A 20,061-nucleotide genomic window follows, 5' to 3' on the forward strand; every position below is an offset into this window, starting at 1 on the left:
AGATCTATATACCCCCCAAAAATCTATTTTAATCTTTTTTATTTTTTAACACTCCCCCGTGTTATGAAAAAACCCTCCCCCCCAGGAGGGTTTTTTATTTGTCGATAAATAAAAAAATCGAAGTACATTCAAGTACTTCGATTTTTTTATAGAAAAGAAACAATAAGTGGTGCTATAAATATCGTAATTATTCCTGCAATTACAATTGAAAGTGCACTCATAGCCCCCTCAATTTCTCCCATTTCAATAGCTTTACTCGTACCAACAGCATGGCTAGATATACCTATACCTAGACCTTTGGCGATAGAGCTTTCAATCTTAAATAATTTTAGCATCATAGGTGCGAAAATATTACCTGTAATCCCAGTGACCATAATAGCGAAAACTGTTATAGAAGGAATACCACCAAGAATCTTACTAACCTCAATGCCGATTGGAGTCGTAATGGATTTAGGAACAAAAGAGAGTAAGATGACATCTTTAATTCCCAGTAACTCTCCGAGTAGAACAACAGATAAGATGGCTGTTATAGAGCCAACAATAGAACCTAAAAAAATAACTTTATAATGTTTTTTTAATGTATTTAATTCTTTATATAGGGGTATAGCTAAACAAACAGTTGCGGGAGCAATGAAAAATCCTAAGATATCTCCACCTTTGTTATAATAAGAAGTTGGGATATTGAATCCTTCCATAAATATAAAAATAATAATAATTGCAATAAAAATAGGATTTAAAATGGGAAGCTTAAATTTGTTGAAAAGATCTTTCCCTATTTTAAAAGCTAATAAGCTTATAAATATTCCAAAAAAAGCATTGTCAAAAAATAGTTCTTTCATTATTTTTTCCCCCTCATCATAAAATCAACGAATAAAGCTGTTATTACCATGGTAATAAGAGTAGTTAATACTAAAAGAAAAATTAATTTAAAAAAATCTACTTTCAATAAATCAATAACATCTAAAAGCTTAACACTGGGTGGAATAAAGGTAATAATCATATTAGCTATAAAAAACTCGCCAACATTCTTTATAGAGTCTAGTTTAACTATTTTAAAGCACAATAAGAGAAAGAGAATGATAAGTCCATTAACAGTTCCAGGGGTTGGAAGGTGAAAAACTTTCTCTAAAATAACACCAAAGTAATTAACAGATAAAATTATAAGAAATTCATATAACAAAATAAAACCTCCGATAGTTGTGTTAAAAATATTAAAAGAGGTGTTCAGTGAACACCTCTGTAAATTAGTTAGTCTTTTCTTTTCATTTGTGGGAAAAGGATTACGTCTCTGATAGATGGAGCGCCAGTTAAAAGCATGATCGCTCTGTCGATACCAATACCTAAACCACCAGTAGGAGGTAAAGCATATTCTAAAGCCTCGATGTAATCGTCATCAATAACAGCAGTAGCTTCATCATTTCCTAAAAGAGCTTCTTCAACTTGAGCTTCAAATCTTCCTCTTTGATCAGCAGGATCATTTAATTCAGAGAATGCGTTTGCATATTCTCTAGCATCGATGAATAACTCAAATCTATCTGTAAATCTTGGATTTTCAGAATTTCTTTTAGCAAGAGGAGATATTTCAACAGGATGTCCATAAATAAATGTAGGTTGAACAATATGCTCTTCACATTTTTGTTCAAAGAATTCATTTATAATATGACCGATAGTAGTCATGTGATCTGCAATTTGAACATGGTGAACTTTAGCTAAAGCTTTAGCTTCTTCAACAGTTAACTCTTGCCAAAAATCTGCTCCAGTGATATCTTTGATCATATCAACCATATGTATTCTATGGAACTTTCCTAAGTCAATCTCTTTGTTATTATACTCAATTTTAGTTGTTCCTAAAACCTCTGTAGCAAGATATTGGAATAGGTTTTCAGTTAAATCCATCATATCGTTATAATCTGCATAAGCTTGGTATAACTCCATCATAGTGAATTCAGGATTGTGTCTTGTTGACATTCCTTCGTTTCTAAAGTTTCTATTAATTTCATAAACTTTATCGAATCCACCGATAATTAATCTTTTTAAGTAAAGCTCAGGTGCGATTCTTAAATATAACTCCATATCTAAAGCGTTATGATGAGTGATGAAAGGCTTAGCAGCAGCTCCACCAACTATAGGGTGCATCATAGGAGTTTCAACTTCTAAAAAGCCCTTTTTGTTTAAGAACTCTCTAACACCATTTATAATTTTAACTCTTTTAATAAAAGTGTCTTTAACCTCTCTATTCATGATAAGGTCAAGATATCTTTTTCTGTATCTAGTTTCCACATCAGTAAGACCATGGAATTTCTCAGGAAGAGCTCTAACATTTTTTGAAAGTAGTTCAACATAAGAAACTCTTAATGTTAATTCACCCTTTTGTGTTACGAATAGTTTTCCTTCCACACCGATGATATCTCCTGCACCAAGTTTTTTAACTACAGTGTAAAGCTCCTCACCGATTTGATCTTGTCTTATGTAAACTTGTATTCTACCAGATTGATCTTCGATATGAGCAAAGACAGCTTTACCTTGCTCTCTAAATCCCATAATTCTTCCAGCAGTTTTAAATACTGTTTCAGACTCAGGAGAAGCTGATAAAAGATCTCCAACCATGAAAGCTTTATCGTATCTCTTTCCAAAAGGATACACCCCAAGCTCTTCAAGTTCTTTTACTTTTTCCCATTGCTCCATAACAAGACGTTCTTTTCCAACTCTGTCAAAGTATTTTTCCATAGTTTTTCTCCCTTTTTAAAATTTATAGTTTCAATAAATATATGCTACTTTTTCTTCCCCAGGTACTACTTGGGTTATTTTCTCTAGACTTTCTTAAATATTCTTTAGCCTTTTCTAAATTACCTTTTTTATGATAAATAACACCTAAATAATAATAAAGTTCAGAAGTATTTTCCTCTGGATTATCTATTTTCTCAAAATCTAAAAGCGCTTTATCATAGTTATTCATCGAAAAATATGTTTTTCCACGATAAAAATATGTTTTCGAATTGCTTTCAGCTTTGTTAAAGAATATCAAGGCTTCGTTATAGCTTTTACGGTTAAGTGCATCAATACCACTTGTGATATCTTTAGATGGATCAGAAGAAGTAAGTATTTCACTAGGATCTTGTTTAATCTGATTTTCTTTAGAAATTTGGGATAAAGTATTAAAAGGTAAACTCCCATTTGAGTTAGTAGGGATTAAAGAGTTAGTTAACTCAAAATCTCCACCACTTAAACTTAAATAGTAATTTCCTTTGTCAGAATCGCCATTTAGTTTGTATAGATTTCCTATTAAAGCTGCAAGTTGAGACTCTTGTGAATCACTATAGAATTTCTCTAAAAATTGCAGTTCGTCCAGTGTTGAGCTATTTTTTCTTTGAATAATTCTCATTATTTCGGTATTAAGTTTTAAATTATTACGGTTATAATCTAAATAGTAATTATTAATAATGAAAACACCGTCCCTAGAATTTTCTTCTAAAGTAAGAAGTTTTATTTTCTCATTTTCATTAAGTGAGAAGTTATCTTTTAAATATCTTATTTCTTTATTAATCAAAAGTTTATTATCATTTATTGCTCCTAAATCTAAGACCATAAAAGCTATGTCTTTTTGCTTACTATTTCTAGGAAAAGCAATAGAGTATAAATGGGCACTTTTTACTAATAAATCTAAATTCTTATTATTGTAGCTGTTTAAAATTATATCATAATTATCTTTCTCAGTAAAATCATATTTCAACTTATTTTTAATCTTTATAGTTCCTATATATGTAAAACCCTTATAAATTTCAGCAATATATTCACCTTGATATAAACTGTTAAATTTCAAACTATTTCCATTTATAGCAAAAGTGTAGTCAGTCTTAACAGGTGATGAGATAATTTTAACTCTGTCTGCATTGATATTATTAATTATAAGAGTTTCGCCAGCGTAGGTTTCCAATGTAGAGGAAATCTGCGATGGAAGATATTCTCTGATAGAATTAGTAGTTAAATCTCTTTGGATTAAATCATAGAGATAAGTAACACCAGATTCATTTAAATAAAAATCGGTTTGCTGTAAAACTGGATTCTTAACACTAGGTACAACGACTTTGTTTTTTTCAGGAAGTTGCATATCAAGATTAGAACAACTAAATAAAAGTAAAGTTGTAGCAGAAATTACAAATATTTTTTTCATTGATCCCTCCTTTAATAAAAAATAGAGCAAAGAGATTGCTCTATTATAACTTTTATTGTACTTCAATTATTTCAATTTCTAATTGATTTATCTCAACATTATTATCATATATAATATAGGTAATTGTCAACTTATTTTCAGAATAAAAATATTTTTTACAAAAAACATCAAAGTTTTTTGTAAAAAAAGAAGTATTATATAAAAAATTTGTTTTAGATTCTGGTTTGATAATAAGTTTACTTTGGACCTCTCCAAATTTAAAAATCTCAGTGAGTAAAGGAGATATCCTGATTTCACCTTGTCCATATTTATTATCGTAAGTAAAAATAGTTGTGTCACCAACAACTTCTTTTTTGGCAATCATCTTTTGTGAGATATTATCTCCAAAAGAATCGAGGCTATTTATTATTATTCTAGCCATTAATAGTAGTCCTTTTCATCGTCGTAGTCCATGTCGTAATAATCATCTTTATCGTATGAATCTTCACGATCATAGTACTCATCATCATCCCAATCGCCAATATCATCAGAGCCTAAATATTGATCTTTCCAAAAGTCTAGAACAGCATTAACCTCATTAGAATCATCTACAAATTGAAGATCATCATCATCTTCATCATATAAAAAAATGTAATTAATTCCATCGAAATCCTCAGTAATAAGGTATTCCTTGTCCCTAATAATAAGGTTTTCTAAGACTGTTAATTCAAACTCCTCGTCATCGAAAGTGTGATAAAAAGTTTCTCCTTGTGAATACATTGTTTCCTCCTAAATACTTTATAAAAATTTAAATTAAATGCTATTTGTGATATTTAGTATTTTTTATGATACTAAACCATCTATAAACTTGTTCTATTAAGATGAGTCTCATCAACTGATGAGGAAAAGTCATTTTTGAAAAACTGAGTTTTAAATCAACTATTTTTCGGATTGTGTCAGAGGTACCATAAGAACCTCCAATAATAAAGTTAATTGTGCTATCACCATTAACACCAATTTTTTCAATTTGAATTGCCATCTCTTCCGAAGAAAAATTCTTTCCTTGAATGTCTAGAAGAACCTTAAATCCTTTGTTTTTTTCTAAAGTTTCTAATATAGCTTTAGACTCTTTCTCAATGGAAATAGTTCTATTGTTATCATTTCCATCCTCTTTCAATTCAATTATTTTAAGTTTTCCAAATGCTTGAAGTCTTTTAGCGAACTCTTGAATTCCATCATTAATATATTTCTCTTTTATTTTACCTACACAGATTATATTTATATTCATTTTCTTTTAAATCCTTTCTCCATGTCCATTAAACTAACTTTGAAAGTTATAGGTCTGCCGTGAGGACATGTAAACTCTCCAATTTCGTGTAACTCTTTTATTAATTTTTCCATTTCATAGATAGATAATTTTTCATTTGCTTTTATAGCACCTCTACAAGACATGGAAATAATCATATTTTCAATAACTTCATTTTTAGATTTGACTTTTTTCAAACCATTTAGAACTTCGAAAAAAATGTTTTCAAAGGAATCTTTTGTGGGGAAATTAGGTACAGACCTAATTAAGAAATCATTTTCATTGAATTGATCTATCTCAAATCCAAAATTTTCAAAGTAACTACTTTTTTCTTTGAAAAGCTCACTTTCTTTTAAAGAAAGTGTAACTTTAATCGGAACTAAAAGATGCTGGGAAGATATTTTATGATAAGTATATTGTTTTTTAAGTTTTTCATATAAAATCCTCTCATGAACAATGTGCTGATCATAGATAATTAATTCTTTATTCTCCTCAACAAGGATAAATGTATCTGAAAACTGACCAATAATTTTGAAATGCGTAGAAGCACATTTTTTTTCAGCCTCGACATTTCCGGCTGGTTTAATTTTATTTTGCTCCTCAACATCTGGAGTGAACTGAGTTGTTTTTAAAATCAATTCAGTTTTATTAGATATATTATTTACTGGCTTGATTTCAGTATCAAAATTAAATGAATTAATTTTAACGGGATTAGCTTGAATATCATTTTCTAAAGAACTTTGTTCTTTTTTATTTGGCTTGATAGAGTTCAGATTTTTATTAACAATAAATTCCTCATCTATCTTTATATCATTTATTTTAAAAAATTCAAGATTTTTCTTTTCTTTTACCTCGAAATTATTGAAGTTCATAGAATTTTTTTTAACCTCAATAATGCCTGTAGTAAAATTTTTATCGTCATTCAAAACGTTCACAATCTCATCGTAAACATCCTGGTAAATTTGCCTTTCATCAGAAAATTTGATAATCTTTTTTGAAGGATGAACATTGACATCGATAGTTTTAGGATCAACCTTGAAATCAATAATAGCAAAAGGGTATTTGCCTTTCATCAATTTTGTATAAAAACTATCTATAATGGCCTCTTCTATAATTTTAGCTTTCACAGGCCGACCATTGACAAAAATAAAAATTGAGTCCTTAGTAGAACGAGTTAAAGATAGATTGCCGATATATCCAAAATCTACTTTCTTTAGATTTTTTAATACTGATACTCCGAAAATTTCTAAAATAGTATTCTCAAGACCATTGCCACTAGTTCTAATGGATTCTTTTCCATCTATAGTAAGAACGATAGAAACTGTAGGATTAGCAAGAGCCTCTTGTAAAACAATCTCTTTTATACGGATATTTTCAGTAGAATCTTTTCTTAAAAATTTTAATCTGGCGGGAGTATTAAAGAACAGATCTTTTATAGATATTTCAGTTCCGTTACTTTTAGTAATTTCTTTAAGGGTTGTTATCTTTCCCGCGGAAATATTTATAGAATGACCGTTGGCATCCATGCTTCGTTTAGTGGATATAACCATTTTTGAAACAGCAGAGATAGATGAAAGTGCCTCTCCTCTAAATCCATAAGTATATAAATTGAAAAGATCATCTTTGGATGAAATCTTACTTGTGGCATGTCTTTCGATACAAAGAAGTAAATCCTCACGAGACATTCCCTTTCCATCATCTATAAACTTTAGATTTTTTCCACCATCTTTGATATCAACCTTAATGTATTTACTACCCGCATCTAATGAGTTTTCTAAAAGTTCTTTAACCAAGCTAGCAGGGTTCTCAACAACTTCACCAGCTGCAATCATATTAGAAAGAGATTCATCTAAAATTTTAATAATGCCCAAAATGTCACCTCCATAAGAAATTATAACATTATTTATTATTATACAGATTTCAAATAATTTCAACTATTTTTTTATAAAATATAAATTTTATAGTAAAAATTAATATGATATAATGAAATTATTAATGAAAATGGAGGGGGAAAGTGAGATATTTGATTATGTTATTTTTCATGGGAATACTATTTATACAAAGCTTTTCATACAATATAGATGATTACCTTTTTTTTGATAAAGCTTTAAAAGCTAATGAAAAAAAAGACTTTAAAGAAAGTGAATTTTTTTATAAGATATACGAGAGGAATTATAAAGATTCCTATCCATTGACGAGTAATTACGCTAAGTATTACATAGCTAAAAATTATATGGATTTAGGAAAATATGAGGAAGCAATATTGTACTTTAGTAGAGCCGTGTATGTTCCGGAAGAATTTGTTAAACAAAAAACGAAAAAAACTAATTTTTTTCAGTATAGACGTGACTATTATGTGGGAGAAATATATTTAAAATTGAACAATCATAAAAAAAGTAACGAGTTTTTAGAGCGATTAGTAACGGATTATTATGATCCCAAATTAACACCGTATGAAATAAAAGCTTTGAATCTTTTAAGAATAAAAAATCCTAAATATGAGTTCATATATAGGATGAAATATAAAGGTGATTTTTCAGTTATTGACAAACTTAATTCTTCTGAATTAGAGGGGCTGAGTAAATATTTCTTTGAAAAAAAAGAGTATAAAAAAACTAAAATTATTTTGGAAAAGTTGTATAATATTTCAGATAAAAAAAGAGATATTGAAATAAGATACTTGGAAACATTATTAAAGTTGAATGAAAATAAAAAAATTATAGAATTTACACAAGATAAGACAGATATGAAATTAATTTTTATAAGGGCTGTTGCATACGAACAAGCAAAAGATTATTCAAGAGCTCTATATAATTATAATCTTTTAAACCAAACAGATTATCAAGACAGAGCTATGTATAGAACAGCTAGAATTTATTTTAAATTGGAGGAGTATAAAAAAGTTAAAAATATTTTAGAAAAGATAATTTCTAAAAATGAAAAAATAGATGAATTGATGCTAGATGTTTATGTGAAATTAGAAAATAGGAGTAAATTTTTAAAGTTTTATGAAGATTTTAGAAGTAAATATCCTGAAAATCCTAAATTGGGTCTATATTATATGATATATACAAAGTTGTTAAATAATAACCAACAACCGTGGGATATGGCAAATTATAGCATATTTTTTACAAGTAACTATGCGGTAAGAAATTATATTGATTCTTTGGAAAATTTCAACTTGGAAGAAACATTTAAAGAAAAAATTTTAAAAAGTGCATTGACACAAATAGGAGAATTGGGAAATTCAGAATTATTAGATTTAGCAACTAGAAGCAAAAACTTTGATTTAGATATAGATACTGTAAGAGATAAAATAACAGTTATTGATAGTTTCGCAAAAAGTAGTTTCTATAAAGAGGCCTTTGAAAAATCTAAAAAATATAAAAGAGATATGTATAGATATCGAAATTTACTACATAATATTTACCCAAAATATTATTGGAATGAAGTTGAGAGTGCTAGAAAGAAAAATTTAATTCCTCAATCTTTAATTTATACAGTTATGTACATAGAAAGTGGATTTGATAAAAATAACGATAAGTTTGATAGAATTGGACTTATGGGAATTCCTTTAGAAGGTATACTAGAAAAAGAAAAATATTTTGATCCACAGGAAAATATAGAGCTTGGAACAAAATTGTTAAAACAAAGTTATGAAAAAAATAATGCTATGATTTTAAAAACACTTATAGATTATCTATATGGTGAAACTGTATTGAAAAGTTTAAATTTTGAGTTAGATGGGGATTTGAAGTTGGAAACAGTCGGTGATGATAAATTACAAAAAGAGATAGAGGAGATTGTCTATACATATGCTTTTTATAGCGCAATATACAATTAAAAAAAGGAGAAAAAATGAGAAATACTAGATGGGTTTATAAGTCAGAAGATTTCGTACCAAACGGTATAGAATTGGATAAAGATATAGTGCAAATATTGTATAATAGAGGCGTTACTGAGCGTGAAGAAATTGATTTTTTTATAAATGGAACATTAGAAAACCTCATGAATCCAAGTGAATTTTCAGATGTAGATAGAGCTGTGGATAGGATACTTATGGCTAAAAGCAAAAATCAAAGCGTTTGGATTTATGGTGATTATGATGTAGATGGAATAACTTCGACATCTCTTTGCTATTTGGCTTTGCAAGAGATAGGAATAGATGTAAAATACTACATACCATTAAGAGATGAAGGGTATGGTTTGAATAAAGAAGCTTTAAAATATATACGTGATAGTGGTGGAGATCTAATAATAACTGTAGACTGTGGAATATCATCAACTTTAGAAGTGGAATATGGAAACTCTTTAGGGATGGATTTAATAATAACAGATCATCATGAGATAAATAATGAATTGCCTCCAGCGTTTGCAATTATAAATCCTAAAAGAAAGGATAATAAAAATAGTTACAAATATTTTGCAGGTGTAGGAACTGCATTTATGTTATTGTTGGCACTATATAAAAAAATGGATAGGAAAACGGAAATTTATAAATATTTGGATATAGTAGCTATAGGAACAATTGCAGATATAGTGCCTTTAAAAGGGGAAAACAGGCTGTTGGTGAAAAGAGGTTTGGAACTATTAAAAAGTAGTAAGCGGCTAGGATTAAATATGCTTATGAAAAAATTATATGAAAATCCTATGGATAAAAAATTTGATACGTATGATGTTGGTTTTATAATAGCACCCATATTTAATGCTGCTGGGAGGCTAGAGGATGCCAAAATGGCAGTAGAACTATTTGTCAGTGATTCACATATAGTGTGTGATAACTTAATATATGATTTGATAATGAAAAATAGTGAGAGAAAAGAGATACAAGAAAAAATATTACAAAGAGTTATTGAAAAAATAGAAAAAGAAAAATTGGATGAAGAAGCGGTTATTGTTGTTGCAGAAGAGGGGTTTCATCATGGAGTAATAGGAATAGTAGCATCTAAAATTTTAGATAAATTTTATAAACCTACAATAATTATGGAGATAAAATCAAAAGAAGGGATAGCAACCGCTTCTTGTAGAAGTACTGAAGCTTTTAATATGATAGAGGCCTTAAATACAATGAAAGATATTTTTATAAAATATGGTGGACATGCGGGAGCTGCTGGGTTTTCAATAGAGATAGAAAAAATAGCAGAATTTTCAAAGAGGATAAATGAATATGCAAAATTTAACCTGAGTGATGAAGATAAAGAAAAGCCTATAAAAATTGATTGCGAACTGTCGTTGGTAAAGATATCATACGATTTGATGGATAAACTTTCTCTTTTAGAACCATATGGATTTGGAAATCCATCTCCTATGTTTACTTTAAAAAAGTGTAAATATTCAAATTTTAGAGCTATTGGAAAAGAAAAAAACCATTTGATGATGGATTTGATAAAAAATGGTGTAGAGATAAAAAATTGTGTTTGGTTTAATAGTAGCGATATGTTACAAGAAATTTTAAATTACGAAGAGTTAGATGTGGCTTTTAAATTGAAAATGGAAGTCTATAAGGACAAGTATCAATATAAAATTTTTATTGATGATGTAAAACCTGCTGGAGAAAATGAAAATAAATTTAAAGAGAATCAAGACTTGTATGACTTGAAGTATCCTATAAAATCTGTTTTTTATACGCGTAGAGATGTAGAAAACGAAAAGTTAAATTTAAGTTTTGTGAGTGGAGATATCTTAGTAAATATAGGAAGAAATACTGCTGGATTTTTAGATAATCAAACGAAGTTAATATTGAAAAGATTGAGAGATGACTATGGAATAAACTTTAGATTAGAAATTGATAAAGTTGTAAAAAAAGATGAAAATTATAATGTTCATCTTTTGATTTATAAAGACGAAACTTTTAAAACGTTCTCTATAGAGGCAGGAGCTATATTTAGAGAGATAAAAAAATTCTTGATTGGGAATTTAGAATACAATACAGTGCAAAAAAAAGTTTTGAAAAGTATATTTAAAGATAAAAAACAAACTATTGTAAAAATAGGGAAAGATAGAGGATTAAAAACAATAATAAAGACAATTGAATTATTTCATAGAGCTTTAGGAAAAAATATTTTGGTAGTAAATGATAAAAATGTATGGGTACAAGGATATGATTTTTATATATATATGGGGAGTAATTTTGATGATGAAGTAAACAGTTATAACTTAGTTATAACTGATGGGGAGCATTACAAAGACGGGTATATAAATATAGAAGATGTTTATAAAATACCAGAAAATATTGAAATTGTTCGAGAACAAGAGCTTTCTAATTATAAAAAAATATATAGTAAGAAAATATCGGATAGTGATAAATTAAAAATAATAGAAGGTGTGAATAGAGGAGAAAAAATATTTGCAACCGAGGATATAAAAGTTATATTTTAAAAAAAAAAGATACAACTTGTAGGAAAAGTAAAATAAATTTTGAAGAACAGGGAGAAGAAATATTTCCCTGTTTTTATTTTTTATTTAAATAGGGTTAAGGAGGAGTGTAGAATGCAAGATGATAAAAAATTGGGAGTTATAACCCTTGCAGGATTAGTAATTAGTGCAATGATAGGAGGGGGTGTCTATAATTTGCCACAAAATATGGCACAAGATGCTTCAGCAGGAGCAGTTATAATTGCATGGGTAATCACAGGGATTGGAATGTGGTTTTTAGCAAAAACATTTAGTATATTGTCCAATGTTAGACCAGAAGTAACATCAGGAATTTATGGATATGGAGAATTAGGTTTTGGTAAATTTTTGGGATTTCAGGTTGCGTGGGGATACTGGATATGTAATATTTTTGCAAATGTAGGATATGCAATACTACTGATGGATTCATTCAATTATTTTTTTAATCCATATTTTGAAGGTGGAAATAATTTGTTGTCAATAATATGTGGTTCGATAGTAATTTGGATTATGTATTTTGCTGTTATGGCGGGAGTAAAACAAGCTACATTCATTAATAATATCGGTGTTGTAGGGAAATTAATTCCGTTAGTATTATTTATAGTTGTGTTGATATTTAAGTTTGACTTTTCTGTATTTACAACCAATTTTTGGGGAGAAAAAGTTATACCAAGTCTTTTGGATAAAGATTTAGGTGGTGTTTTTCCACAAGTAAAAAGTACAATGCTAGTTACTTTATGGGTATTTATAGGAATAGAGGGAGCAGTTGTAATTTCAAGTAGGGCAAGATCACAAAAAGATGTTGGAAAAGCAACAGTTATAGGGTTTTTGGGATGCTTGATAATGTATGCTCTATTGTCTCTTTTACCTTTAGGGATATTATCTCAAGGGAATATATCAAGTATGGCACCTCCATCGACTGGACCAATTTTAGCTCATATAATAGGAGATTCAGGGAATTGGATTATGAATCTAGGTGTAATTATAGCTTTGTTAAGCTCTTGGTTAGTATGGACAGTAATGTTGGCATCATTACCATATGAAGCTGCTAAAGCCGGAACATTTCCAAAAGCTTATGCTGCAGAAAATAAGAATGAGTCACCTTCATATTCATTATTGGTATCATCTATTTTGATGCAAATATGTATGATTGTTGTTTATTTTTCTGATAATGCTTGGAATTTGATGTTGAGCATAACAGGAGTTATGATTTTACCGTGTTACTTTGTATGTACATTGTATCTTTGGAAGATGTCAAAAAAAGATGGGGACTATCCAACAGGGACTCCAATAAAAAGAGAAACAGCCCTGTTGACAGGTGCGTTAGGAAGTATATATGCAGGATGGTTAGTTTATGCAGCTGGATTAAATTATTTTTTAGTAGCGGGAATAATATATGCATTAGGTATTCCTGTGTTTAGAAAAGCAAGATTAGAATCTAATGATGGTGAGCCAATATTTACATGTGGAGAAAAAATATTTGCAGGAATAATTTTATTTGTTGGAGTAGTAGGTGTTTTTTATACAGTGGCAAACTATAAAGAGTTGTTAGGATAAGTTGAGGAGGAGTATTTAATGGAAAAAATAATTTATGGAACAGGAACTAAAGTAGTTGTATTCAAAGAAGGTGTGAAAGAAGGAACTGAAATTGGGAATAGAATAGAGTGTCTGATGGATGAACTTGAGAGAAGGTGCTTGGGAGTTTATACTTCTGAGTGCTATGAAGACCTACAAGATGTTATAAGTTGTGATAAATCAATAGATTGTTTACTATTGTCTTGGCCAAATGAAAGAGAAGAGAAAGAAGCGATAGAAGTAATAAAGAAATTGCATGAAAATCAAGAAGGGGTTCCAGTCTTCTTATTGACACATAAAGCGGATGCTCTTGAAAAAATGAGCAGAGAGGTTTATGAAAATGTTGAAGAGATAATTTGGTTGCTTCAAGAAGAAATTGTTTTTTTAGGAGAGAGAATTCAAAGAGCTGTAGAAAGATATAATGATGAATTACTGCCACCTTTAACAAAAGCTATATTTAACTATAATAAAATAGCAGAATATTCGTGGGCTGCACCTGGTCACCAAGGGGGTGTTGGTTTTACAAAAACAGCTTTGGGAAGAAGATTTTTTGATTTTTATGATGAAAATCTATTTAGAACAGATACTGGAATTGAAAGAACAACTATTGGGTCTTTGTTAGATCATACAGGGGCATTTTTAGAAGGTGAAAAATTAGTGGCTAAAATATTTGGGGCAGATAGATCATACAATGTTTTGGTTGGAACATCGGGGTCAAATAGAACTATAATGCAAGCGGTATTGACAGATGAAGATATAGCCTTGGTAGACAGAAATTGTCATAAATCGATAGAACAGGGATTGATGATAACTGGAGCTAAGCCAGTATATATGAAACCAACAAGAAATCGATATGGAATAATAGGTCCTATATTACCAGAAGAAATGACTGAAGAAAATGTACAAGAAAAGATAAAAATAAGTCCTTTAGTTCCAGAAAAATATAAGAATAATAATCCTGTATATACAGTGGTAACAAATTGTACATATGATGGGGTTTGTTACAATGCTAAAAATGTAGAAAATATATTTCAAAAATATATTGAACGTATACATTTTGATGAGGCATGGTATGGGTATGCAAAATTTAATGAAATGTACAAAGACCATTTTGCGATGAGAGGGGATGCAAAGGATTATAAAGGCAATGCGACAGTTTTTGCAACTCATTCTACACATAAACTTCTGAATGCTTTATCTCAAGCTTCATATGTGCATATGAGACAAGGTAAAAATCCAATAGCAGAAGAAAGATTTAATCAAGCATATATGATGCATGCAACAACATCCCCATTATATGCAATAGCTGCATCAAATGAGGTTGGAGCAGCTATGATGCAAGGAAAAACAGGGAAATATTTAACAGATGAAGTTTTAAAAGAGGCAATAGAATTTAGAAAAATGGTAGCAAAATATCATAAAGAGTATGCTCAAGAGGGAGAATGGTTTTTTAAACCTTGGAATGCAGAAACTGTAAAAGACCCAAAAACAGGGAAGGTTTATAATTTTGAAGATGCTTCAACAGAGCTTTTGATGAGAGAACAGAGTTGTTGGGCAATGAATCCGGGTGAAGTTTGGCATGGATTTGAAGGGATTCCAGAAAATTGGATAATGTTAGATCCAATAAAAGTTAGTATCCTAGCTCCGGGAATGAAAGATAATGGTGATATGGATGAAAGAGGAGTGCCGGCTCAATTAATTTCATACTATTTTTCAAAATATGGAGTTGTACCAACAAGAACGACAGATTTTCAAATAATGTTCTTATTCTCAATGGGAATAAGTAAAGGGAAATGGGGAACCTTATTAGATTTATTGGTTTCGTTTAAAAAAGAATATGATAACAATACATCGTTAAAAAAAATATTTCCAGAATTGGTTGCTGGAAGAGATGAAAGATATGGCGATTTGGGAATGAAAGATCTAGGAGATGAAATGTTCGAGTATTTGAAAGAACATAATTTAGGAAAGTATTTAAATGAGGCTTATTCAACTCTTCCAGAGCAAATAATGACTCCAAGAGAAGCGTATAATAAAATTGTGAAAAATGATGTCGAATTAGTTCCGGCTAGTAAATTAGAAGGAAGAATATCTGCGAATGCAGTTATCCCATATCCACCTGGAATTCCAATGTTGATGTCTGGAGAAAGTTTTGGTCAAGAAAATAGTGCTCAGATATCTTATTTAAAAGCACTAACAACTTGGGATGAGAAATTCCCTGGATTTGAACATGAAACAGAAGGAACAACAGTTGAGAATGGAGAGTATAATGTTCTTTGTATAAAATAATATTGGTGGTGATATCATGTATAAAGAGATTGCGGTAAAAATAAGAGACTCTTTAAAAAAAGTATGGTTTTATCATATAGGAGTAGGTTTGGTATTTTTAGTGTACTCAGCTAGCGTGATAATCACTGATGGAGTTATGCTAGGGAATGTTTTAGAAGGATTAGGATTCCTATTTTTATTAACAGGAATAGGAAACATTCTCTATTCATTTTCAGGAATAGATGATATAGAGTTTCATTGGGGTGAGATGCTATTCTGGGGAGTTATCGAAATATTTTCAGGATGGATTATACTGACCAAAAAAATGGAAATCTTTGAAGTTTTTCTTATAGAAAGTGTAGGTGGAGTTATTAGAAGAGCGACATCTGCAGAGTTAGAAATAAAAGGGTATTTAATAATTTTCTATATAGGAACTTTTCTAACATTTAGAGGGATAAGTCATTTGGTGACAAAAGTATATAGTTTAGGATTAATGGAACAAAAAAAAAGAGTTATTTTTATAAAGTGGCTATTAATATTAGATGGATTTTTAGATTTCATCTTCGGAATAATAATAGTGGTCAGCATGTATTTAAAACCAGAGTTGTTTAATTATATATTGTTTTTATATATTGGTTTTAGCTCTGTTGTTTTGATTTTGTTCGGATGGAGTTTAAAGTATTTGATGGAACAACAAGTTTAAAAAAATAGAGTCCAACTTTATTAAGTGGACTCTGTTTTTTTATTAACTATTTTCAGCGTTAAAATCATCTAATTTTTTGTATAACATTAAAGCAGCTGTAGATAGCAACTTATCTTTTATGAATTCGTTGTTTGGATCTTCAAAATAATCTGTAGCGATAAGAGTCGCTAAACCATGTCCAAAAAGCCAACAATCTAAGAAAAGCTCATGTTTAAATTTAGTTGGTAAATTGTTAAATCTTTCATCTTTTTCCATTTCAACTTTGACTAAATCTCTGAATTGTTTTAACAACTTTCCATAAGAGTTATCTCTTAAAAAAATAGATTTAAAAAGTTGTTTTTCTTCTCTAGCAAAAGTGCAAAGGCCAATTCCACTATTTAAAAAAACCATGTCTGTTTCGGGTTTAACAACGTAATCCATAAAAATTTGTTTAGCTCTTTCAATGAGGTCGGTCTTCAGTTCGTCCATAGAGGAATAGCAGCTATATATAGGAGCTGGTGAACAATTTAAGGCTTTGGCTAAATTTCTAGCAGTAATATCATCCAATCCGTGTTTTTCAAACATTTCGAAAGCTTTTGCATGTATCTGCTCTTTTTTAAAAATTGCTTTTTTTGGCATTAATTCCTCCTGAGTTTAGTGAGAACTAAAACTTTTTAACAAAGTTTATTCCAACACTAGATATTTCTTTTTCATATTTGATATTTTCTACAGTTCTACTATCGTAGAAGTAGTGGTTGTAAGCAAGAGTCCACTCTGTAGTCTCATCTTGTTTAAATTTGATACCTGTCCCAACCATTTTAGAATCTAAAGCATATTCAGTTGCGGCAAAACTCTCGTCTGGAGCTCCAGTATCGGCGTAGTTAAATCCAACAAGCCAAGCGAATCTGTCGTTCATCCAATACTCAGAACCAACTGATATTTCCCAACCGTTTTTATAATCCACATTCATACCTTCAACTCTGTCCATAGTTGCAGATTCGTTGAAGTAATAGTTTCCACCAACAAAAGTTGTCCATTTGTCTGTCATTTTGTATGACGCTCCTAAAGCAGCTAATGCGGGGATATCTCTTCGAGTTTTTAATCCATCTTTATAAACTGGGTATTTATTTAAGAGTGTACTAGCAATAGGGTTAGTTTTATCGTATGTAGCTTTTGTTTTAAAATCTAGTTTAACTTTTGTATCATATCTAAAACCAATATTTAACTTTTCTGTCGGCGCATAGTTAAGCCCAAGTTGTGCTCCAACACCAAAAGCTGTTCTTTCAGCATCGATAGAGGCACCTTCAGTTTTAAGTAAAAATTGTCCCAATTCATTAGTTTTAGCATCTGCTTTCAAATCTCTTTTACCATAAATTCCCCTTATAGCAACAGAAGCAGACCATTTATCTGTTAGATTATAAGCCTTACCAAGAGTAGTCTGTCCATACATGTTAGAACCCTCAACTTCAGCATTTTCTAAAAGTTTGTTTCCATCCATCCCACCTAATATTAGAGGTATACTATTTTTATACTTAAGAGAAGCTCCACCTGCTGCTCCACCTAATGTCCAGAAATATGCTCCATCGTCAGTTTTTTTATAAAGTGCTAAATTTGGAATGGGAGATGATAAGTCTGTGGAATAATTTTTTCCAGCAGCTTCCATATTTTGATCCCCAAAAGCATATTGAAGGCCACCTACAAAATAAGTCCCGTTCTCTAATCTCATAAGTCCAGCAGGATTGAAGTACACAGATGTTCCGGTATTGATAGCACCTTGTTGTGCAGGGTTTCCGCCATATTCAGCAGAATAGTTTTGGATAATATCTATAGATGCTCCCAAAGTGGAAACACTTAAACTAGCCATGATAGCTAAAAATGGTATTTTTAATTCTTTCATAAATAAAAAACCTCCTAGTATTTTGTAAATTACTAGTGTAATATAACACATGTTTTTAACAATTACAAGTGTTTTTTATGAGGTGTAAGTATTGAAATCCATTATAGTGTTTGCTTTTTAGGATGGAATATTTAGAAAAATCAATAGTTGGGAAAAAAATATTCCCCTTAAAATCTCCTTCAATAATAGAGAGATGAATCTCGTCTATTAAAGGTAAGAAGATATTGTAAATAAAACTTCCGCCGATTATAAAAATTTTTTTATTATCTTTTTTTGAAATTTGATTAGCAAAATTTAAAGCCCCATCAGGAGTGTTAAATGTAAAGATACCATCGTGTCTAAAGTTTTTATTTTTTGTTAATATTACATTTACACGGTTCGGAAGAGGGCGACCTATTGATTCAAAAGTTCTTCGCCCCATTATAAGAATTCCATTTGAAGTAATCTCTTTGAAAAGTGATAAATCTTCAGGAATGCTCCAAGGTATCTGGTTGTCATATCCAATAAGATTGTTTTTATCCATTGCTACAATCAAAGACAACATAATTATTCACCAAAATTAAAATCATTTTGTCTAAGCGCTTCATAAAGAACGATAGCTGCTGAGTTAGAGAGGTTTAGAGATCTTCCCATCTTTATCATTGGAATAGTTATGCATGTTTCTTGATTAGCTTCTCTTATATCTGCTGGAATTCCACGAGATTCAGGTCCAAAAACTATAAAATCATTTGGATTGTATTTAACATCTGAGTATTTTTGGGTTGTTTTTGTTGTTGCAAAATAGAAGTTAGATTCAGGGTATGCAGCTCTCAATTCTTCATAATTTTCCCAAACTTTTAAATCTATTAATTCCCAATAATCAAGTCCAGATCTTTTGATTTGTTTTTCGTCGAGAGAAAAACCTAGAGGTTTGATAAGATGGAGAGTTGTGTTTGTTAAAACACAAGATCTACCTATATTTCCTGTGTTGTATGGTATTTCAGGTTCCATTAGAACTATATTCATAATATATCCTCCTAAATATAAAAATATTAAATTATATATAATTTTATCACAAAAACAATTAAATTTAAAATATTAATTGAAGAGTTCCAAAGTAATAAGATATAATAAAAATAAAAATATTTAAGGAGTTGTTAAAAACATTATGTTAAGAAAAATTACAAGAATATTTAGAAAAGATAAAGATGTAAAAATTCAAAATGGTGAAGTTGACATAAAAGCGTTGAGAGAGAAAGCAGAGAATTATTATAAAAATAGAGATTTTTATTGTTCTGAAGCTGTTTTAAAGACTTTAAAAGATGCGTTTGATGCACCATATGGTGATGACATTGTAAGATTAGCCTCTGGATTTCCTGTAGGAATGGGAAATGGGTGTACTTGTGGAGCTGTAAATGGGGGAGTGATGGCTATAGGGATGTTCTTTGGAAGAGGGAAGGCTGGAGGACCCGAAGTGAAGAAAAGTATGGAGTTAACAAAAGAACTTCAAATAGAATTCACTAAAAAAAGAAAAGTTTGTTGTTGTAAAGTTTTAACAAAAGGAATGGAGTTAGGAAGTAAAACTCATATAAATCATTGTGTAGAAATAACGGGAGAATTAACAGAAATGACAGCAAAAATTTTGGCAAGAGAATTGGGATATAAAGAAAAAAAATAAAAAATAAAAAAGTTGTTGACGAAGAGTGGAAGTTGTGGTACTATTATCTTCGTCAGCAGCAAACAGTGCAGCTGATGAAGAAGGACATTAACAACCGAATAGAGAAAATAGTCAGAAAGTTGCGGAAGCAACA

The 20,061-nt window shown here is 30.1% G+C and carries 18 protein-coding genes; 6 read left to right on the top strand and 12 right to left on the bottom strand.

Translation table 11 applies throughout. The features are described 5' to 3' along the window. Positions 1 to 146 precede the first annotated feature (146 nt). From Q0V67_RS01885 to mutL, 8 genes are all read right to left on the bottom strand, one after another. Complete coding sequence (locus Q0V67_RS01885; protein WP_297596485.1) at positions 147 to 839, bottom strand: LrgB family protein; 693 nt, start codon at positions 837 to 839, stop codon at positions 147 to 149. Then, on the bottom strand, positions 839 to 1,180 hold the full coding sequence (locus tag Q0V67_RS01890; RefSeq protein WP_297596486.1) for a CidA/LrgA family protein: 342 nt from the start codon (positions 1,178 to 1,180) through the stop codon (positions 839 to 841). Before Q0V67_RS01890 ends, Q0V67_RS01885 begins: the two co-directional genes overlap by 1 nt. Before the next feature lie 68 nt (positions 1,181 to 1,248). Further along, positions 1,249 to 2,727, bottom strand: a complete 1,479-nt coding sequence (lysS, locus tag Q0V67_RS01895) for a lysine--tRNA ligase (protein ID WP_297596487.1) — start codon at positions 2,725 to 2,727, stop codon at positions 1,249 to 1,251. Between the two features lie 22 nt (positions 2,728 to 2,749). Beyond that, entirely contained in the window at positions 2,750 to 4,171 is a 1,422-nt protein-coding gene (locus Q0V67_RS01900) for a tetratricopeptide repeat protein (protein WP_297596488.1), read from the bottom strand. A gap of 52 nt (positions 4,172 to 4,223) precedes the next feature. Then, the gene (locus tag Q0V67_RS01905; protein WP_297596490.1) at positions 4,224 to 4,592 is read right to left on the bottom strand and encodes a DUF1934 family protein; all 369 of its coding nucleotides are present in this window, start codon (positions 4,590 to 4,592) and stop codon (positions 4,224 to 4,226) included. Beyond that, positions 4,592 to 4,930, bottom strand: a complete 339-nt coding sequence (locus tag Q0V67_RS01910) for a hypothetical protein (RefSeq protein WP_297596492.1) — start codon at positions 4,928 to 4,930, stop codon at positions 4,592 to 4,594. The genes Q0V67_RS01905 and Q0V67_RS01910 overlap by 1 nt, the downstream gene beginning before the upstream one ends. Before the next feature lie 40 nt (positions 4,931 to 4,970). Then, entirely contained in the window at positions 4,971 to 5,438 is a 468-nt protein-coding gene (rlmH, locus tag Q0V67_RS01915; RefSeq protein WP_297596494.1) for a 23S rRNA (pseudouridine(1915)-N(3))-methyltransferase RlmH, read from the bottom strand. Beyond that, the gene (gene mutL / locus Q0V67_RS01920; RefSeq protein WP_297596496.1) at positions 5,435 to 7,327 is read right to left on the bottom strand and encodes a DNA mismatch repair endonuclease MutL; all 1,893 of its coding nucleotides are present in this window, start codon (positions 7,325 to 7,327) and stop codon (positions 5,435 to 5,437) included. The genes rlmH and mutL overlap by 4 nt, the downstream gene beginning before the upstream one ends. Positions 7,328 to 7,470: 143 nt before the next feature. Here mutL and Q0V67_RS01925 point away from each other — a divergent pair, with 143 nt between their 5' ends. The 5 genes from Q0V67_RS01925 to Q0V67_RS01945 all read left to right on the top strand — a co-directional run bounded on the left by Q0V67_RS01925 (position 7,471) and on the right by Q0V67_RS01945 (position 16,395). Further along, positions 7,471 to 9,300 (top strand): transglycosylase SLT domain-containing protein, encoded by a 1,830-nt coding sequence (locus Q0V67_RS01925; RefSeq protein WP_297596498.1) that lies wholly within the window; start codon positions 7,471 to 7,473, stop codon positions 9,298 to 9,300. Positions 9,301 to 9,314: 14 nt separating this feature from the next. Next, positions 9,315 to 11,834, top strand: coding sequence for a single-stranded-DNA-specific exonuclease RecJ (gene recJ, locus Q0V67_RS01930; RefSeq protein ID WP_297596500.1), 2,520 nt, complete (start codon positions 9,315 to 9,317; stop codon positions 11,832 to 11,834). Between the two features lie 111 nt (positions 11,835 to 11,945). Continuing rightward, complete coding sequence (locus Q0V67_RS01935; protein ID WP_297596503.1) at positions 11,946 to 13,406, top strand: basic amino acid/polyamine antiporter; 1,461 nt, start codon at positions 11,946 to 11,948, stop codon at positions 13,404 to 13,406. A gap of 18 nt (positions 13,407 to 13,424) precedes the next feature. Further along, positions 13,425 to 15,713, top strand: a complete 2,289-nt coding sequence (gene adiA / locus Q0V67_RS01940) for an arginine decarboxylase (protein ID WP_297596505.1) — start codon at positions 13,425 to 13,427, stop codon at positions 15,711 to 15,713. Between the two features lie 16 nt (positions 15,714 to 15,729). Then, positions 15,730 to 16,395, top strand: a complete 666-nt coding sequence (locus Q0V67_RS01945; RefSeq protein ID WP_297596507.1) for a hypothetical protein — start codon at positions 15,730 to 15,732, stop codon at positions 16,393 to 16,395. A 42-nt stretch (positions 16,396 to 16,437) separates the two neighbouring features. Here Q0V67_RS01945 and Q0V67_RS01950 read toward each other — a convergent pair whose 3' ends face one another. The 4 genes from Q0V67_RS01950 to Q0V67_RS01965 are packed head-to-tail and all read right to left on the bottom strand — an operon-like array spanning position 16,438 to position 19,276. Continuing rightward, positions 16,438 to 17,013 carry a TetR/AcrR family transcriptional regulator gene (locus tag Q0V67_RS01950; protein ID WP_297596509.1) on the bottom strand — a complete coding sequence of 192 codons (576 nt, stop codon included), beginning with the start codon at positions 17,011 to 17,013 and terminating at the stop codon, positions 16,438 to 16,440. A gap of 25 nt (positions 17,014 to 17,038) precedes the next feature. Beyond that, complete coding sequence (locus Q0V67_RS01955; protein ID WP_297596511.1) at positions 17,039 to 18,271, bottom strand: outer membrane protein transport protein; 1,233 nt, start codon at positions 18,269 to 18,271, stop codon at positions 17,039 to 17,041. Positions 18,272 to 18,326: 55 nt separating this feature from the next. Continuing rightward, on the bottom strand, positions 18,327 to 18,815 hold the full coding sequence (locus Q0V67_RS01960) for a dihydrofolate reductase (protein WP_297596513.1): 489 nt from the start codon (positions 18,813 to 18,815) through the stop codon (positions 18,327 to 18,329). A 2-nt stretch (positions 18,816 to 18,817) separates the two neighbouring features. Further along, a complete protein-coding gene (locus Q0V67_RS01965) occupies positions 18,818 to 19,276 on the bottom strand; it encodes a tRNA (cytidine(34)-2'-O)-methyltransferase (protein WP_297596514.1) in 459 nt (152 codons plus the stop codon). Between the two features lie 142 nt (positions 19,277 to 19,418). Between Q0V67_RS01965 and Q0V67_RS01970 the strand changes: the two genes are divergently transcribed. Then, on the top strand, positions 19,419 to 19,928 hold the full coding sequence (locus Q0V67_RS01970) for a C-GCAxxG-C-C family (seleno)protein (protein ID WP_297596516.1): 510 nt from the start codon (positions 19,419 to 19,421) through the stop codon (positions 19,926 to 19,928). Positions 19,929 to 20,061: the final 133 nt, after the last annotated feature.

The sequence above is a fragment of the uncultured Cetobacterium sp. genome (genome assembly GCF_947072685.1).
Lineage (GTDB): Bacteria > Fusobacteriota > Fusobacteriia > Fusobacteriales > Fusobacteriaceae > Cetobacterium_A.

Coding starts and splice junctions, on each gene's coding strand:
- Q0V67_RS01950 (WP_297596509.1), bottom strand. CDS start 17,013: ATGCCAAAAAAAGCAATTTTTAAAAAAGAGCAGATACATGCAAAAGCT.
- Q0V67_RS01910 (WP_297596492.1), bottom strand. CDS start 4,930: ATGTATTCACAAGGAGAAACTTTTTATCACACTTTCGATGACGAGGAG.
- Q0V67_RS01885 (WP_297596485.1), bottom strand. CDS start 839: ATGAAAGAACTATTTTTTGACAATGCTTTTTTTGGAATATTTATAAGC.
- Q0V67_RS01935 (WP_297596503.1), top strand. CDS start 11,946: ATGCAAGATGATAAAAAATTGGGAGTTATAACCCTTGCAGGATTAGTA.
- Q0V67_RS01970 (WP_297596516.1), top strand. CDS start 19,419: ATGTTAAGAAAAATTACAAGAATATTTAGAAAAGATAAAGATGTAAAA.
- Q0V67_RS01905 (WP_297596490.1), bottom strand. CDS start 4,592: ATGGCTAGAATAATAATAAATAGCCTCGATTCTTTTGGAGATAATATC.
- Q0V67_RS01945 (WP_297596507.1), top strand. CDS start 15,730: ATGTATAAAGAGATTGCGGTAAAAATAAGAGACTCTTTAAAAAAAGTA.
- recJ (WP_297596500.1), top strand. CDS start 9,315: ATGAGAAATACTAGATGGGTTTATAAGTCAGAAGATTTCGTACCAAAC.
- Q0V67_RS01900 (WP_297596488.1), bottom strand. CDS start 4,171: ATGAAAAAAATATTTGTAATTTCTGCTACAACTTTACTTTTATTTAGT.
- rlmH (WP_297596494.1), bottom strand. CDS start 5,438: ATGAATATAAATATAATCTGTGTAGGTAAAATAAAAGAGAAATATATT.
- adiA (WP_297596505.1), top strand. CDS start 13,425: ATGGAAAAAATAATTTATGGAACAGGAACTAAAGTAGTTGTATTCAAA.
- Q0V67_RS01965 (WP_297596514.1), bottom strand. CDS start 19,276: ATGAATATAGTTCTAATGGAACCTGAAATACCATACAACACAGGAAAT.
- Q0V67_RS01960 (WP_297596513.1), bottom strand. CDS start 18,815: ATGTTGTCTTTGATTGTAGCAATGGATAAAAACAATCTTATTGGATAT.
- Q0V67_RS01955 (WP_297596511.1), bottom strand. CDS start 18,271: ATGAAAGAATTAAAAATACCATTTTTAGCTATCATGGCTAGTTTAAGT.
- lysS (WP_297596487.1), bottom strand. CDS start 2,727: ATGGAAAAATACTTTGACAGAGTTGGAAAAGAACGTCTTGTTATGGAG.